Raw genomic sequence first — 14,844 nt, forward strand, 5'->3', positions numbered from 1 at the left:
TGATAGAATAAGGAAAGGTTGCCTGATAAATAGGGAATCTGCGAAAGAGAGGAACTAACATGAAAACGATTTTGGTATTTATTATCATCTTTTCTGTGGTGGTTGTGATTCATGAATTTGGACACTATTTCTTTGCGAAGCGAGCGGGTATCCTCGTTCGAGAATTTGCGATTGGGATGGGCCCAAAATTATTTGCACATCAAGCAAAAGATGGAACAACGTATACCATACGTATGCTGCCTCTAGGCGGATATGTCCAAATGGCCGGATGGGGTGAAGATGAAACAGAGATCACACCTGGTATGCCGGTCGCACTCGTGCAAGATGCATCTGGAAAAGTCACAAAAATCAATACAAGCAAAAAGATCCAGTTGCAAGAAGCGATTCCAATGGAAGTGACTGCCTTCGATTTGGAAGATCAATTAACGATTTCCGGCTATGTCAATGGCAATGAACAAGAAGTAACAACCTTTTCTGTGGATCATGACGCATCGATCATTCATGAAGATGGCGTGGAAGTGCGAATTGCTCCGCTAGATGTTCAGTTTCAGTCTGCAAAACTTTGGCAGCGTATGCTGACCAACTTTGCAGGACCACTAAATAATTTTATTTTGGCACTTGTGCTGTTCACTGGTTTGGTCTTTGCACAAGGTGGCGTCGTCAATCAAGATGCGACGATCGTATCCGGTATCGAAGCTGGTTCAGCTGCAGCTGCAGCTGGTTTAGAAGACGGAGATGAAATCGTCGCGATTAATGGCACGACAGTCGCCAATTGGTCTGAATTAACGACCCAGATCCAAAAGTATCCTGATACCCAAATCACGTTAGATGTGAAGCGGGGCGATCAATCCCTTGATTTGACGGCAACACCGTCAAGCAGTACCTCAGGAAGTGACACGATTGGTGTTTTGGGTGTAACACCTTCATTAAAAACAGGTATTGGCGCAATCTTACTTGGCGGTCTGCAAATGACCATGGACAATGCATTGGTGATTTTTAAAGCAGTTGGTAATTTGATCATGCAACCTGATTTAGATAAATTGGGCGGACCAGTCGCAATCTTCCAACTGTCCTCTCAAGCAGCTTCTCAAGGTGTGCTGACAGTCATCGGAATGATGGCGATGATCTCGATCAACTTAGGGATATTTAATTTATTGCCGATTCCCGGTTTAGATGGCGGCAAGCTGGTTCTAAATATCCTGGAAGGACTGCGAGGCAAGCCAATCAGTCAAGAAAAAGAAGGGATCATTACCTTGATCGGATTTGGTTTTTTGATGTTGTTAATGGTCTTAGTTACATGGAATGATATTCAGCGTTTCTTCTTTTAAAGTGGTATCCACATTCAAAAAGTATCATTGATTCGGTAGAACAACGAATTTTTGCAGTGAAGGAGAAAAAAATGAAACAGTCGAAACTGTTGATTCCAACATTACGAGAAACACCAAGTGATGCGGAAACACTAAGTCACCAGCTATTGGTTAGGGCAGGGTATATACGACAAGCCGCCTCAGGAATTTATGTTTATCTTCCTTTGGCACAACGGGTACTAGAGAAAATCAAAACAGTGATTCGCGAAGAACTTGCCGCGATCGATGCAATCGAAATGGCGATGCCCGCCTTATTGCCTTTTGAACCATGGGTGGCATCTGGACGGGCAGAACGTTATGGTCGTGCACTTTATCACCTCGAGGATCGCAATGCACGTGAAATGGTCTTGGGACCAACCCATGAAGAACCTTTTATGGAATTGATCAAAAATGAAGTGACATCTTATAAGAAGCTGCCATTGAACTTATTCCAAATTCAAAACAAATACCGCGATGAGCAGCGGCCGCGCTTTGGGCTGATTCGCAGCAGAGAGTTTTTGATGCAAGACGGCTATTCCTTTCATGCAGATGCAGAAAGTCTTGACACTACTTATCGGCAGTATGAAGCGGCCTATCATGCTATTTTCCGCCGCTGCGGTATCGATTATCGCACCGTATTAGGGGATAACGGCGTGATGGGGGGACACGATTCGAAAGAGTTTCTAGCACTATCAGGCATTGGGGAAGAATTGCTGTGCTATTCGACCGAAAGTGATTATGTCGCAAACTGGAAATTGGCTACGAGTCTGTATGCATCAAAAAAATCCCACGAAACATTTTTGCCATTAGACACGATCCAAGGAAACAAGGAATGGTCGATCGATGAAGCTGCCGAAGCTGCAGAGATAGATGACAGTAAAATCGTAAAGTCACACGTATTTTTGGTGGATGAGCAACTTGTCATGGTCTTGATCAGGGGCGATCATACGATCAATGAAACCAAAGTTAAATTATTTTTGTCTGGTGAGCAAATTACACCGCTATCAGCAGCAGATGTGTCAAGCATCGAAGAAGTCGGACAAGTGCGCAGTCCAATCGATTTGTCAGACGCAATCGCTTTATATGCCGATCAGCATGTCCAAGATATGACCAATGTGCTGGTTGCCGGACAAGATGACGGCACGTATGTGCGTAATGCCAATATTGGGCGTGATTTCCAACCAATTGCTTTTGCTGATTTTCGTCTGGTACAAGAAGGAGATCCTTCACCAGATGGACAAGGGGTCCTGACCTTCACCCGAGGCATTGAAATCGGGCATATTTTCAAATTGGGCACAAAATACAGTGAAGCACAACAAGCGACGATCCTGAATGAGTATGGCCAAGAAATCTCTGTACTGATGGGATGTTATGGGATCGGCGTATCACGCTTACTGGCGACGATCGTTGAACAACATGGCAGCGACAACGGCATTGATTGGCCGCAAGAAATTGCCCCCTTCGATGTGCATATCATTCAAACAGCAATAGAAGATCCTTATCAAATAAGTCTTTGCCAAGAAGTCGAAGCCATGATGACACAAGTCGGGTATGATGTCTTAGTGGATGACCGCAATGAGCGTGCAGGGGTCAAATTTGCAGATGCTGATTTGATTGGCTGTCCGATTCGCTTGACCATTGGCAAAAAAGCGACGGATGGTATCGTTGAGATCAAGATCAAACATAGTGGCGCCACCATCGAAGTGCGTAAAGATGAAGTGGCCTCGACCTTAACGATCTTGATGAGTGATCAAGCATAATCATGAACAAATAGATGATCGAGAAAGGAAAGCCTTTCTCGATTTTTTAATGAAAGACACACGAAAAAGAGGTATACTAATGAGTACTGAGAAAAGGAGGATCTTCAATTGTCAAAAGAAAGAGAAACCTTTGAGATATTGTTAGAACAAATCAATGCAGCTGAGAATTTACGGCAGCATCCCCTGATTCAAACGGCACAAATCAAGCAAGTAGTCGTTCATCGTCAGTCCAAAGCTTGGACATTTCATATCCAAATGGATCAGATCATGCCGGTCATGGTCTATCAATCCTTCAAACAACATCTTGAATTGGCCTTTAAAGAAATCGCGGAAGTCCGCTTGCTGATCCAAACTGTGGATGGCACATTTGATCAGCAATTGATCCAAGAATATTGGCCATTGGCATTAGCCAATCAAAATTGTGATCGTCCCTTGATCAATCAAGTGGTCAAAAGCCAAATGCCAATCCTTGAAGGGGCTAAAGTCATTCTGCCCGTCAACAATGACGCAGTGATCACCATTTTGCAGCAACAATACTTACCGATCGTTGAAGAAAATTATGGCGCATTCGGTTTTCAGAAATTCCGTATTCTGCCGAAACTAGATGAAGCACAAGCAAAAGAAGCGTTGGAACAATTAGAAGCCCGAAAAGAAGAACAAACAGCGGCTTTCCAACTACAAGCAGCCGAAAACCTGATTGCACACGAACAACGCAAAAAAGAAGTCAAAACCGTCGATTTTGATGGACCGATCGCATTAGGCCGAAATATTCCGACGGATGAACCTGTGACACCAATGATCAACATCATTGAAGAAGAACGTCGAGTGACGATCCAAGGATACGTATTTGACAAAGAAGTGCGAGAATTGCGTTCGAAACGGAAAATCTTGATCTTAAAGATCACCGATTATACCTCTTCGTTTAGTGTCAAGAAATTCTCCAATAACGAAAAAGATGAACAAATCTTTGATGCTATTTCCAAAGGCAGTTGGGTCAAAGTGCGGGGGAGTGTCCAAGAAGATACCTTTATGCGGGATCTGGTCATGAATGCGCAAGACCTTTTGGAAGTAAAACATGAAGCCCGCAAAGATTATGCACCAGAAGGCGAAAAACGGGTGGAACTGCACCTACACTCCAATATGAGTACAATGGATGCCACCAACAATGTTGCAGATTATGTCGCACAAGCTGGGAAATGGGGCCATCGAGCAATCGCAATCACCGATCATGGCGGTGCACAAGGGTTCCCCGATGCCCATCATGCGGGTGAAAAAGCAGGGGTCAAAATTTTGTATGGTGTGGAGGCCAACATCGTTGACGACGGAGTAGCCGTAGCCTATAATCCAAAACCGATCCCATTGACAGATGCCACCTATATCGTTTTTGACGTGGAAACCACTGGGTTGTCTGCGGTCTATGATACGATCATTGAACTCGCAGCTGTCCGGATGCACAAAGGCAATGTCGAAGGTTCATTTGACGAATTTATCGATCCAGGACATCCGCTGTCACGAACAACAGTTGAATTGACAGGGATCACAGATGAAATGGTGCGAGGATCTAAGTCAGAAGAAGAAGTCCTGCGCTTATTTAGGGCATTTTCTGAAGGGGCCATTTTGGTTGCCCACAACGCCTCATTCGATATGGGCTTTTTAAATACCAGTTATCGGAAATACGGGATTCCAGAAGCAGAAAATCCAGTGATCGATACCTTAGAATTGGCCAGATATCTCTATCCGCAATTCAAACGTTTTGGTCTAGGGGTCTTGTCTAAGAAATTTGGTGTCAATTTAGAACAACATCACCGGGCGATTTTTGATGCGGAAGCGACTGGCCACTTAGCGTGGATTTTTGTCAAAGAAGCAATGGAAAATCACGAGATGTTCTTGCATGAGGATTTGAATCGTCATGTCGGCGGGGAAAATTCCTTTAAGGCGGCGCGCCCGTTTCATGCCACGATTTTGGCCAAAACACAGGCAGGCTTAAAGAATTTATTTAAACTGATCTCCATGTCCAATATCAATTACTATCATGATAAAGTGCCAAGGATCCCACGTTCTGAGCTGGTGAAATTACGTGAAGGGCTGTTGGTAGGGACCGCCTGTGATAAAGGCGAGGTCTTTGTGGCTATGATGCAAAAAGGCGTCGATGCGGCACGTGAGCTGGCGAAGTTCTATGACTATATCGAAGTCATGCCCAAAGAAGTTTACGCCCATTTGATCGAAACCGAATTGGTCAAAAGCGAGTCTGACCTGGAGGAGATCATTCGCAACTTGATCCAAATGGGGAAAGATTTAGGGAAGATCGTCGTAGCGACGGGGAATGTCCATTACCTGAATGAAGAAGATGCTATCTACCGAAAAATCTTGATCAATTCAATGGGGGGCGCCAACCCGTTAAACCGTCATAGTTTGCCTGCAGTTCATTTTAGGACAACCGATGAAATGCTGACCGCATTTCAATTTCTAGGCCCTGAGATGGCCAAAGAGATCGTTGTGACGAACCCCAACAAGATCGTTGACCTTTGTGAGAAGGTCATTCCTGTTAAAGATGATCTGTATACGCCAAAAATTCCGGGATCCGAACAAGAAATCACCGATTTGAGTTACAATCGGGCGAGAGAATTATATGGCGATCCGTTGCCAGAGATCGTCGAGAAACGATTAAAAAAAGAATTAGACTCAATCATCGGCAATGGTTTTTCAGTGATCTATTTGATCTCTCAAAAACTCGTGCATAAGAGCAATGAAGATGGCTATTTGGTCGGTTCCCGGGGATCAGTCGGCTCAAGTTTTGTTGCCACAATGACCGGTATCACCGAGGTCAACCCATTGGCGCCGCACTATTATTGTCCGGACTGTCAATATTCTGAATTCTACGAAGACGGTTCCTATGGTTCCGGTTATGATATGCCGGAGAAAAAATGTCCTAAATGCGGGACCCGTTTGAATAAGGATGGCCATGATATTCCTTTTGAAACCTTCCTGGGTTTCCATGGCGACAAAGTGCCCGATATCGATTTGAACTTTTCTGGCGAATACCAGCCGGAAGCCCACAATTACACCAAGGTACTATTTGGAGAAGATTATGTCTATCGTGCAGGGACCATCGGTACGGTTGCAGACAAAACTGCCTTCGGTTTCGTGAAAGGGTTCGAACGAGACCATAACCTCCACTATCGTGCTGCCGAAGTCGATCGATTGGCGAAAGGCGCAACAGGGGTCAAACGTACCACAGGGCAGCATCCGGGGGGAATCATCGTAATTCCCGATTATATGGATGTCTATGACTTTACACCAATCCAGTATCCAGCAGATGACTTGAACGCTGAGTGGAAAACCACCCACTTCGATTTTCACTCGATCCATGACAATATTTTGAAACTCGATATTCTCGGACATGATGATCCGACAGTGATTCGTATGCTGCAAGACTTATCCGGGATCGAACCAAAAACGATTCCGACCGATGATCCAGAAGTGATGCGGATCTTTGGTGGCACGGACGTCTTAGGGGTGACAGAAGAACAAATTTATTCAAAGACCGGCACATTAGGTATTCCTGAATTTGGGACTCGTTTTGTACGAGGGATGCTGGACCAGACGCATCCATCGACCTTTGCCGAATTGCTGCAAATATCAGGGCTCTCTCACGGGACAGATGTTTGGTTAGGCAATGCCGAAGAATTGATCCGTCGCGGCGATGCCAGTTTGGCTGAAGTTATCGGCTGTCGGGATGATATCATGGTTTACTTGATCCATGCCGGTTTAGATGACGGCATGGCGTTTAAGATCATGGAAACAGTGCGTAAAGGGCAGTGGAACAAAATCCCAGATGAATTGCGTGATACTTATTTGCAAGCGATGCGGGAAAATAATGTGCCAGAATGGTACATCGATTCATGTTCGAAAATCAAGTACATGTTCCCGAAAGCCCATGCGGCAGCGTATGTGTTGATGGCTTTGCGGGTGGCTTACTTTAAAGTATACTTCCCAATTCTTTATTATTGTGCTTATTTTTCAGTTCGTGCCGATGATTTTGATTTGATTGCGATGTCCAAAGGAAAAGAAGCGGTCAAAGAGCGGATGCAAGAGATCAATGATAAAGGGATGGACGCTTCAACGAAAGAGAAAAATCTACTGACAGTATTGGAGCTATGTAATGAGATGTTGGAACGCGGCTACGAGTTTGGCATGATTGATCTGTACAAATCAGATGCCGAAAACTTCGTGATCGATGGCAACAAATTGATCGCGCCATTACGGGCTGTGCCAAGTTTGGGTCTGAATGTGGCCAAACAAATCGTGGAAGCCCGCAAAGATGGTCCATTTTTGTCGAAAGAAGATTTAGCCAATCGCGGAAAAGTATCGAAGACATTGATCGAATATATGACCGATAACGGGGTCTTAAAAGACCTGCCTGATGAGAATCAGTTATCATTGTTTGATATGTTGTAAGAAGACTTTGCCGATTCAGTTTGCAATTCAGATCAACATGTTTAAATAACTTAAAAGACGTCTATCCTATGAGAGAGCAGTACAAATTCTCTTAATAGAATAGACGTCTTTTTCAATCAAAACAGCAACAACAATAAAATCGGAATATACACCATATACAACAAAACTGAATATCCTAAAGCAGTAGTGGCAAATTCTTCATCGCCTTGATAATTGCGGACTAAGATTGGTACAGAATTCTGCACAGGCATCGAGGATTGGATCACGAAAACTTGCAGCATCAGTTCCGGGATCTTGATCAAATAACCCAATCCGAAAACGATCAGTGGAGAGAGGATGAAGCGGCCAAACAGAATGCCTGCGATATCTTTGGTCATCTTCAAATTTTTCAATCCGCCAAAATAAACGATGATCCCAATGATAAACATCGACAAAGGCGTTGTTAAATCCGCCAAATAACTACCAAGACTATTGATAAAATGTGGTAGAGGAATCGCAAGCAACATCCAGATCAACCCAATGATAAAGCCAATCAGGGCAGGTGAAAAGACTTTCTTGATGACAACCAAGGGATGAAAAGATACCTGTGCCTCTTCAAAATGAGGGCTGTCTTTCGCTAATTCATAAATCCCAATCGTCCAAAACAAGGTTGTGTTGACGATATAGTAGAGCAACACATAAGGAACAGCCTTTTCACCAAAAATCGCTAAGTTGATCGGCAAACCGATAAAAATCGTATTCGAGAAAGTAAACATAGAGGAGAAAGCCCCTTTATGTTTATGCGCAACATGAAAAAAACGTCGCCAAAGATGGCCAACCATATAAGTGATCAGCATCGAGAGTAACGGAATGACCATGCCGGAAACCAGTGAAAGAAATTCTTCCTTCGTGAAATTCTTGATGATCGTCAAAAACATATTGGCAGGTAACGTCAAATTCAAGACTAGTTTTGAGAATGTGTCTGCTGTTCGATTGGAGAACCATTGCTTATATGACAGGATATAACCGATAAACATCAAACTAAAAATGACAAAAATATTGATATATGCGTCAAACATCTACTCACCTCACATTTACTATAGCGAATCACGCAACAACTTGCAATCTCTGCTAAAGAAAATAGCGGGAATTTTCAGATAAATCTCATGAAAAAAAACCAAATCCACATAGATTTGGTTTTTTGGCAGATTATTTCCGTTGTTGTTTGCCAGCATTTCGACCAGAAGAATTGTTCTTGCCGTTGTTCAACGCTTTCTTGTCACTCGTTGCTGGTTTTTCTGGTGTCACATCTTTACGTGGTGTGACAACTGTTTTTGGGGGATTGGCTTTCATTTCAGCTTCTACTTGTGCTTTGATCTTTGGTTTCATGATGACATTTGTAATAAATGTTTGAATACAACTGAAGACCCCACCGACTACCCAGTATAATGTCACACCAGCGGGTGCACTCATAGACATGAAGACGATCATCAATGGCGATACGATCAACATCGTTTTCATGGTTTTCTTTTGTTCTTCTGGAATCCCAATGGTTGAGATATACCCTTGGGCAAGGTAGGCAATCCCAGCGATCGCGACAAAGATGATACTTGGTTCACCTAATGAAAAACCAAAGAACTCAGAATTTTGAATGCCCTGCGTGTAGCGTGCAGTAAAGTATAAAGCGGAGAAAATCGGCATTTGAATCAGCAACGGCAGACAGCCGATACCACCGAACATGCTGACATTGTTTTCAGAATAGATTTTTTGCATGTCAGCTTGCGCTTGCATTTGTTCTTCACGCGTCGTAGCTTTCTTCAAATTGGCTTGTGCGACATCGACTTGCGGTTTCAAAAATTGCATTTTTTCACTTTGGATCATTGTTTTCCGTGATTGATTGATACCTAGAGGTAAAATAATCACACGCACGATGATCGTCACGGCGATGATTGCCCAGCCATAGGACCAGTTAAAATTTTCAACCAGCATTGTGATCATGCTTCCAAGTGGTTTGACCAAGAAACGATAAATCATGCCGGATTCTTTAGGCGTGCCATCAGCATTCGTACTTACGCAACCAGATAAGGTCAATAAAAGACCAAATAATCCAGATGTAAGGAACCATTTATTCATTTTAGACATTTTTTTCTTCCTCTTCACAATAAATTTAGACAAAAATAACTATACTAAAAAAGACCGACTATTTCAATGTACAAAGAGAAATTCATTGAAAAGTCAATCTTTTTTATCGCAATAGTCAACTGTAAACCACATCGAATGTTGTTCTTGTTTCAATCGTGGGGTCGTCGGTAATCTTGATATCATTTACTTTTCCCGCAGGAGAAGGAGAACCTTTGACACCTTCGATAAATTGCGCCATCTCTTCTGACTCACCGACTGCCTCAATCATTACAGTACCATCGGGTTGATTTTTTACAGTTCCGGTGATACCTATTTGATCAGCCAGCATCTTGGTGGTGTAGCGAAAACCAACGCCTTGGACCCGACCATCGACTGTAATGCGTACTTTTTCCATAGGGATGCCTCCTTTGCTCTATATTTATGATAGCGTTTTTTTTGTAAAAGAACAAGTTTCACTGATTGAGTCATGCTATAATGAGTCGAGGTGACAGCTATGAATGAGATCCAGTCAAAAAAGAATGCACTGATCAAAGATACAAAAAAATTAAGTCAAAAGAAATATCGTCAGCAAAGCGGCCAGTATTTGATCGATGGTTGGCATTTAGTCCAAGAAGCGATTCGCGCAAATGCCGCCATTCAAACGATTTTTGTAACGTCTCGTGGATATGAAGAAAGCAAGGATAGTCTGCAAACAGTGGATGCTGTGCTTTATTTGATTACGGAAGAAATCGCTGACTATTTGTCAGAATTGCCCACACCCCAAGGAATATTTGCTGTTGTTGCAAAAGAAAATCAGTTGCCGGATCAATTAAAAGGAAACTGGCTGATCTTAGACAATGTGCAAGATCCTGGGAATGTAGGGACAATGATTCGGACGGCCGATGCGGCTGGTTTTACAGGTGTTTTCTTAGGTACAGGAACGGCAGACCTATACAGCTCAAAGGTGTTAAGAAGTATGCAAGGCAGCAACTTCCATTTGCCAATCGTTGAGGGGGCTATTCCTGAGTTTATCGAAGCGTTGCGTGCCCAAGAGGTGAAGATCTATGGTACTGAGCTGAATAAAGATGCACTTGCCTATACCAACATCAATACATATCCCGCAGCGTTCATTTTGGGAAATGAAGGCCAAGGGGTACAAAAGGACCTATTGGCAGTGACCGATCAAAATGTCTACATCCCAATCTATGGTGAAGCAGAATCTTTGAATGTAGCGATAGCAGCAGGTATATTGATGTATCATGCAACAGGTTTAGATCATTAAGGAACTGTTAAACTATGCTCTGTTGACTGAAGGAATCTAGAAAAAACGGTTCATTGGTGCTATACTTTATCTTGTAACAATCAAGCAGATCAAAAAAGGTGGCAGAAAAGAATCTATGACAGATAAATGGCAAGAAGATAGCGAATATATGTCTTACGTAGCGGACCTGTTAGCAACAGACGCTGTGAAAAAATTAGCCAACTTTGTGCAGCATATGAATTCCACTCGTTTGGAGCATTCGATCAGCGTTTCATATTACAGTTACAAATTGGCCAAGAAATGGGGCGGCGATGCAAGAGCAACAGCACGTGCAGGACTTCTTCATGATTTATTTTATTATGATTGGCGGACGACGAAGTTTGATGAAGGTACACATGCCTATATGCATCCGCGAATTGCAGTAAAAAATGCCGAAAAAATCACTGAATTGAGCGATCTTGAAAAAGATATTATTTTGAAGCATATGTGGGGGGCAACGATTGCACCGCCACGATATAAAGAAAGTTATATCGTCACAATGGTGGATAAATATTGTGCCATCAAAGAAGCTTCGGAACCAATGACTGAGGGCTTGAAAGAAAAATGGGCGCAACGGTTCTGGAAAAAACAACGGACGATCCATTGATCGGATAAAGTAAAAAGACCAAGTGAACGCGTATGCGCTCTCTTGGTCTTTTTCTACGTGAAGTATAGTTGCATCAAAGCGGCGATGATATAAAAGATGATTATACTAGATAAAACGATGATATGCCGTTTTTTGTGCATAAACAAAATAGCAACAAATTCTCGCAAAAAGGCATTTGGCAAGTAATAGAAGGCAGTATGAGCGCCAATCCCATTCGCGTTGACACCTGCTTGATCTGCATAGAGACCCGCACGGAAAATATGATAATTATTGGAACTGAAAATTGCTTTATATCCTTGTGGTTTCAGCGAATCCATGACTTCTTTCGCAAACTTCATATTCTCAAGAGTCGTTGTCGAATTGGCTTCGACCAAGATCTCGCCTTCCGGTATCCCTTGTGAAATGGCATAGTCTTTCATGGCGATCGCTTCAGGCACTTTTTCATCGCTGCCTTGTCCACCAGACATCAGTAAACGAGGGGCTTGTTTTTTTGCCTGAAATTGCAAGTGGTAAAAGTCGATGGCTTTATTGATCCGTTGCGCAAGTAAAGGCGATACAGTTTCACCATTGATCAAACCAGCACCCAAAACGATGATGAAATCTTGATCATAATGGGGGTGATTAAATTGATAGAGAACCGATACTGACAAAAAGTTCAAGAATACGAAGAACAAATAAAACAAACTCACGGGTGCGATGCCAAAAAGGACATTGACCCATTCAGGAAAATGTTGGAGCAGCACATCTGAAAATAGGAAAATCGTTAAGACGACTGCCAATATCAACGTCAATAGATTTGCGATGGAATGTGATTCACGTCGAAAAACGACCAATGAATTCCAATATAGAAAGACCACCAAAATGACTAACCCAAATAAGAGAACGGCGAAAAATAAGAATAGTAAGACTGCGAGCAAGCCGCCAACAAGCGGATCTTCAGTCCGCATCAAGTGGATGATCAAGTAGCCGCCAAAGGATAAAATAAACAGGTTGAATAACAGACCATTGATCAAACGATGCTTGTTTTTGCGATAGGCGTACAAGAACAGGCTGCCAAAAGCGACCGGGATCAGAATAAAGAAACTGCCGGTTCGTATTTCGGTGATCGCCAAATAAATCAATAAGGCGAAAATCGTCCAACAAGATTCAAAGAAAAATATATCGGGGTCATCTTTTTTTCTGCGGTATTTTTGGACCGCAAACACACCCGAAAAATAAATGATGCCAAAAATCAGCATTGGTGCAAAAACCATATGATTCACTCCTTCAACAATATCTTTAGTATACCAAATTTCTCGAAAAATGCTTCAGTATGAGGTCAAAGTTGCTCAAATACTGACTATTCGCTAAAATAAAGAAAAGAAGGAGGATGAATCATGGAATTAGGTGAAGTCATTCGCGTGGATGTGCCAGCGTTTTATGTGATAGGAAAAGAGGGAAAAGGATTAGCAGAAGATGGCGGTTCTTGGGTCCCTGCATTGTGGGAACTTGCCACGAAAGATTTTCAAGAAATTGAATTTTTAGTCAGTGATCAAGAGGCCAAAGATTTGGAATTTTGGGGACTGATGAGTGATGGAGACAAATGGTTAGAACCATGGCAAGAAACCGGACGTTATTTAGCTGGTGTCAAAGTCTTGACTGAAAATTTCCCACCAGTCGGTTGGGTGCGTTGGGAAATACCTGCCATGTCTTATCTTGCGATCAAAACAGATGAGAGAAATCTCAGTATGATGACGGAAAAAATGCTTTCTGAAGTTTTACCAGAAAACAAGGTACAATTGGCTGCCGCGATCCAGGAAAGATATCTTCCTCATTTCAAAGAAGGCGAAGTTGAATTGTTTTTCCCAGTCGAGCCAGAAGAAACCCCGCAAACATGAGCGCATAAAAAAAGCATCTGCCCAAGGTTGATCAGTCAACCAAGGGAGATGCGTTTTTTTTAGAATAAGTTTGAAAAGAAAGAAGTGACGCCGCGCCAGCCACGAACAAAAATATTGGCTTTTTCAACGGTGTCAGTTGTGACCAATGGGCTGGAAGTTGTACTGCTCTCATCAACATACCCTAATGTATCGGCAGGGATCGATGCTGTGACAGTTCCGATTTCGGTATCCTTGCTGACAGGTGCTTGCAGCGCGGCATCAACAAATTGATCATTGTAGTCAATGGTGGTCGTATAAGCTGTTGCATCCATGTCTTTACGTACCCACAATGTCAAGCTTTCTTTGAGGGCAACAGATACAGTCAACTCTTTTCCGTCTTTGACAGCAACTGTTTTTGTATCTGACAGTTCAGCATTGGCCGGTAAAACCTCAACTTGTTCCCAAGCATCGAAAGAATAATCCATTAGTTTCCCTGTTTCGATGAAACGCACACTTGGATTTTCAGCATGACCATTGACGTTCAAGACGACAGTGATGATTCGTTGACCGTCTTTGACAGCTGTCCCGACAAAACAAGCACCAGCCAAGTCCGTTGTGCCGGTTTTTAGGCCATCGACCCCATCCTTCGCATTGGTAAATCCTGGCAACATCCAGTTCCAGTTGACCATTTCTACAGGAGAATATGAACCTTCGCCGAACGTTTGCGTCGTTGTACTGGTGATCTCCAACACATCTGGAAAATCTTGCAGCAAGTGGCGTGCAACGATGGCTACGTCTTTTGCGGATAACTCATTTTCATCGGTGGAGGTAGAGCCGGGATAGATATTCTCTCCTAAGTATGAATTATTCAGGCCAGAAGCATTGACCAGTTTTGCATCGTCGATCCCCCAAGAGCTGACTTTTTCCTTCATCAAGTCAACAAAATCACTTTCCGAACCAGCTATTTTTTCAGCTAGGGCGACAATAGCAGCATTTGCAGATTGTATATAACTGGCGTCATACAAATCTTTCACAGTATAGGTGACGTCTTGATGCAGTGGGACATTGGATAGGTCAGGAGATACACTCAAATCAGCTGCATACTGTGAGATCTCTACCGTGTCATCCCAAGCAAGATTGCCCTGTTCTACTTGTTCTGCAACCAGATATAAACTAATGATCTTAGTGATGGATGCGATGCCCATTGCTGTATCCCCATCTTGATCATATAAAATTTTCCCAGTATCAAAGTCTAAGGAAAAAGCCGCTTTGGCATCAATAGAGAAATCTTGTATCTCTGATGTACTTATCGCAGTATCGTCTGCATAAGAAACGAGGGGCAATCCAATGGCAACAAACAGCATCATGCAAGCTGCAACGAGTGAGTACCCAAATTTGGTCATTTTTGGCATAGTGA

11 protein-coding genes are annotated in these 14,844 nt (G+C 42.9%); 6 read left to right on the forward strand and 5 right to left on the reverse strand.

Going from position 1 to position 14,844, the window contains the following annotated elements:
- Positions 1 to 59: 59 nt before the first annotated feature.
- The 3 genes from rseP (at position 60) to AEQ18_RS11625 (ending at position 7,564) form a co-directional block, all read left to right on the forward strand.
- On the forward strand, positions 60 to 1,328 hold the full coding sequence (gene rseP / locus AEQ18_RS11615; protein WP_054116504.1) for an RIP metalloprotease RseP: 1,269 nt from the start codon (positions 60 to 62) through the stop codon (positions 1,326 to 1,328).
- 71 nt (positions 1,329 to 1,399) lie between these two features.
- Positions 1,400 to 3,106, forward strand: a complete 1,707-nt coding sequence (locus tag AEQ18_RS11620) for a proline--tRNA ligase (protein ID WP_054116505.1) — start codon at positions 1,400 to 1,402, stop codon at positions 3,104 to 3,106.
- A gap of 108 nt (positions 3,107 to 3,214) precedes the next feature.
- Entirely contained in the window at positions 3,215 to 7,564 is a 4,350-nt protein-coding gene (locus AEQ18_RS11625) for a PolC-type DNA polymerase III (RefSeq protein WP_054116506.1), read from the forward strand.
- 116 nt (positions 7,565 to 7,680) lie between these two features.
- Here AEQ18_RS11625 and AEQ18_RS11630 read toward each other — a convergent pair whose 3' ends face one another.
- The 3 genes from AEQ18_RS11630 to AEQ18_RS11640 all read right to left on the reverse strand — a co-directional run bounded on the left by AEQ18_RS11630 (position 7,681) and on the right by AEQ18_RS11640 (position 10,079).
- On the reverse strand, positions 7,681 to 8,622 hold the full coding sequence (locus AEQ18_RS11630) for an AEC family transporter (RefSeq protein ID WP_054116507.1): 942 nt from the start codon (positions 8,620 to 8,622) through the stop codon (positions 7,681 to 7,683).
- 130 nt (positions 8,623 to 8,752) lie between these two features.
- Positions 8,753 to 9,685 carry a membrane protein insertase YidC gene (gene yidC / locus AEQ18_RS11635; RefSeq protein ID WP_054116508.1) on the reverse strand — a complete coding sequence of 311 codons (933 nt, stop codon included), beginning with the start codon at positions 9,683 to 9,685 and terminating at the stop codon, positions 8,753 to 8,755.
- Between the two features lie 115 nt (positions 9,686 to 9,800).
- On the reverse strand, positions 9,801 to 10,079 hold the full coding sequence (locus AEQ18_RS11640; protein ID WP_054116509.1) for an acylphosphatase: 279 nt from the start codon (positions 10,077 to 10,079) through the stop codon (positions 9,801 to 9,803).
- Positions 10,080 to 10,178: 99 nt separating this feature from the next.
- Between AEQ18_RS11640 and AEQ18_RS11645 the strand changes: the two genes are divergently transcribed.
- Both AEQ18_RS11645 and AEQ18_RS11650 read left to right on the forward strand, forming a co-directional pair.
- Positions 10,179 to 10,946: a TrmH family RNA methyltransferase gene (locus tag AEQ18_RS11645; protein WP_054116510.1), complete on the forward strand. Its 768-nt coding sequence runs from the start codon at positions 10,179 to 10,181 to the stop codon at positions 10,944 to 10,946.
- 115 nt (positions 10,947 to 11,061) lie between these two features.
- Entirely contained in the window at positions 11,062 to 11,571 is a 510-nt protein-coding gene (locus tag AEQ18_RS11650; RefSeq protein WP_054116511.1) for an HD domain-containing protein, read from the forward strand.
- Between the two features lie 53 nt (positions 11,572 to 11,624).
- On the opposite strand, the gene AEQ18_RS11655 is transcribed toward AEQ18_RS11650, so the two are convergent.
- Positions 11,625 to 12,824, reverse strand: coding sequence for a YdcF family protein (locus AEQ18_RS11655; RefSeq protein WP_054116512.1), 1,200 nt, complete (start codon positions 12,822 to 12,824; stop codon positions 11,625 to 11,627).
- A 123-nt stretch (positions 12,825 to 12,947) separates the two neighbouring features.
- On the opposite strand from AEQ18_RS11655, the gene AEQ18_RS11660 reads away from it, so the two are divergent.
- Positions 12,948 to 13,448 (forward strand): GyrI-like domain-containing protein, encoded by a 501-nt coding sequence (locus AEQ18_RS11660; protein ID WP_054116513.1) that lies wholly within the window; start codon positions 12,948 to 12,950, stop codon positions 13,446 to 13,448.
- 59 nt (positions 13,449 to 13,507) lie between these two features.
- On the opposite strand, the gene AEQ18_RS11665 is transcribed toward AEQ18_RS11660, so the two are convergent.
- Positions 13,508 to 14,839 carry a serine hydrolase gene (locus AEQ18_RS11665; protein ID WP_054116514.1) on the reverse strand — a complete coding sequence of 444 codons (1,332 nt, stop codon included), beginning with the start codon at positions 14,837 to 14,839 and terminating at the stop codon, positions 13,508 to 13,510.
- Positions 14,840 to 14,844: the final 5 nt, after the last annotated feature.

It is taken from the genome of Enterococcus sp. RIT-PI-f, assembly GCF_001297065.1.
Classification (GTDB): domain Bacteria; phylum Bacillota; class Bacilli; order Lactobacillales; family Enterococcaceae; genus Enterococcus_D.

Coding starts and splice junctions, on each gene's coding strand:
- rseP (WP_054116504.1), top strand. CDS start 60: ATGAAAACGATTTTGGTATTTATTATCATCTTTTCTGTGGTGGTTGTG.
- AEQ18_RS11620 (WP_054116505.1), top strand. CDS start 1,400: ATGAAACAGTCGAAACTGTTGATTCCAACATTACGAGAAACACCAAGT.
- AEQ18_RS11630 (WP_054116507.1), bottom strand. CDS start 8,622: ATGTTTGACGCATATATCAATATTTTTGTCATTTTTAGTTTGATGTTT.
- yidC (WP_054116508.1), bottom strand. CDS start 9,685: ATGTCTAAAATGAATAAATGGTTCCTTACATCTGGATTATTTGGTCTT.
- AEQ18_RS11640 (WP_054116509.1), bottom strand. CDS start 10,079: ATGGAAAAAGTACGCATTACAGTCGATGGTCGGGTCCAAGGCGTTGGT.
- AEQ18_RS11645 (WP_054116510.1), top strand. CDS start 10,179: ATGAATGAGATCCAGTCAAAAAAGAATGCACTGATCAAAGATACAAAA.
- AEQ18_RS11650 (WP_054116511.1), top strand. CDS start 11,062: ATGACAGATAAATGGCAAGAAGATAGCGAATATATGTCTTACGTAGCG.
- AEQ18_RS11655 (WP_054116512.1), bottom strand. CDS start 12,824: ATGGTTTTTGCACCAATGCTGATTTTTGGCATCATTTATTTTTCGGGT.
- AEQ18_RS11660 (WP_054116513.1), top strand. CDS start 12,948: ATGGAATTAGGTGAAGTCATTCGCGTGGATGTGCCAGCGTTTTATGTG.
- AEQ18_RS11665 (WP_054116514.1), bottom strand. CDS start 14,839: ATGCCAAAAATGACCAAATTTGGGTACTCACTCGTTGCAGCTTGCATG.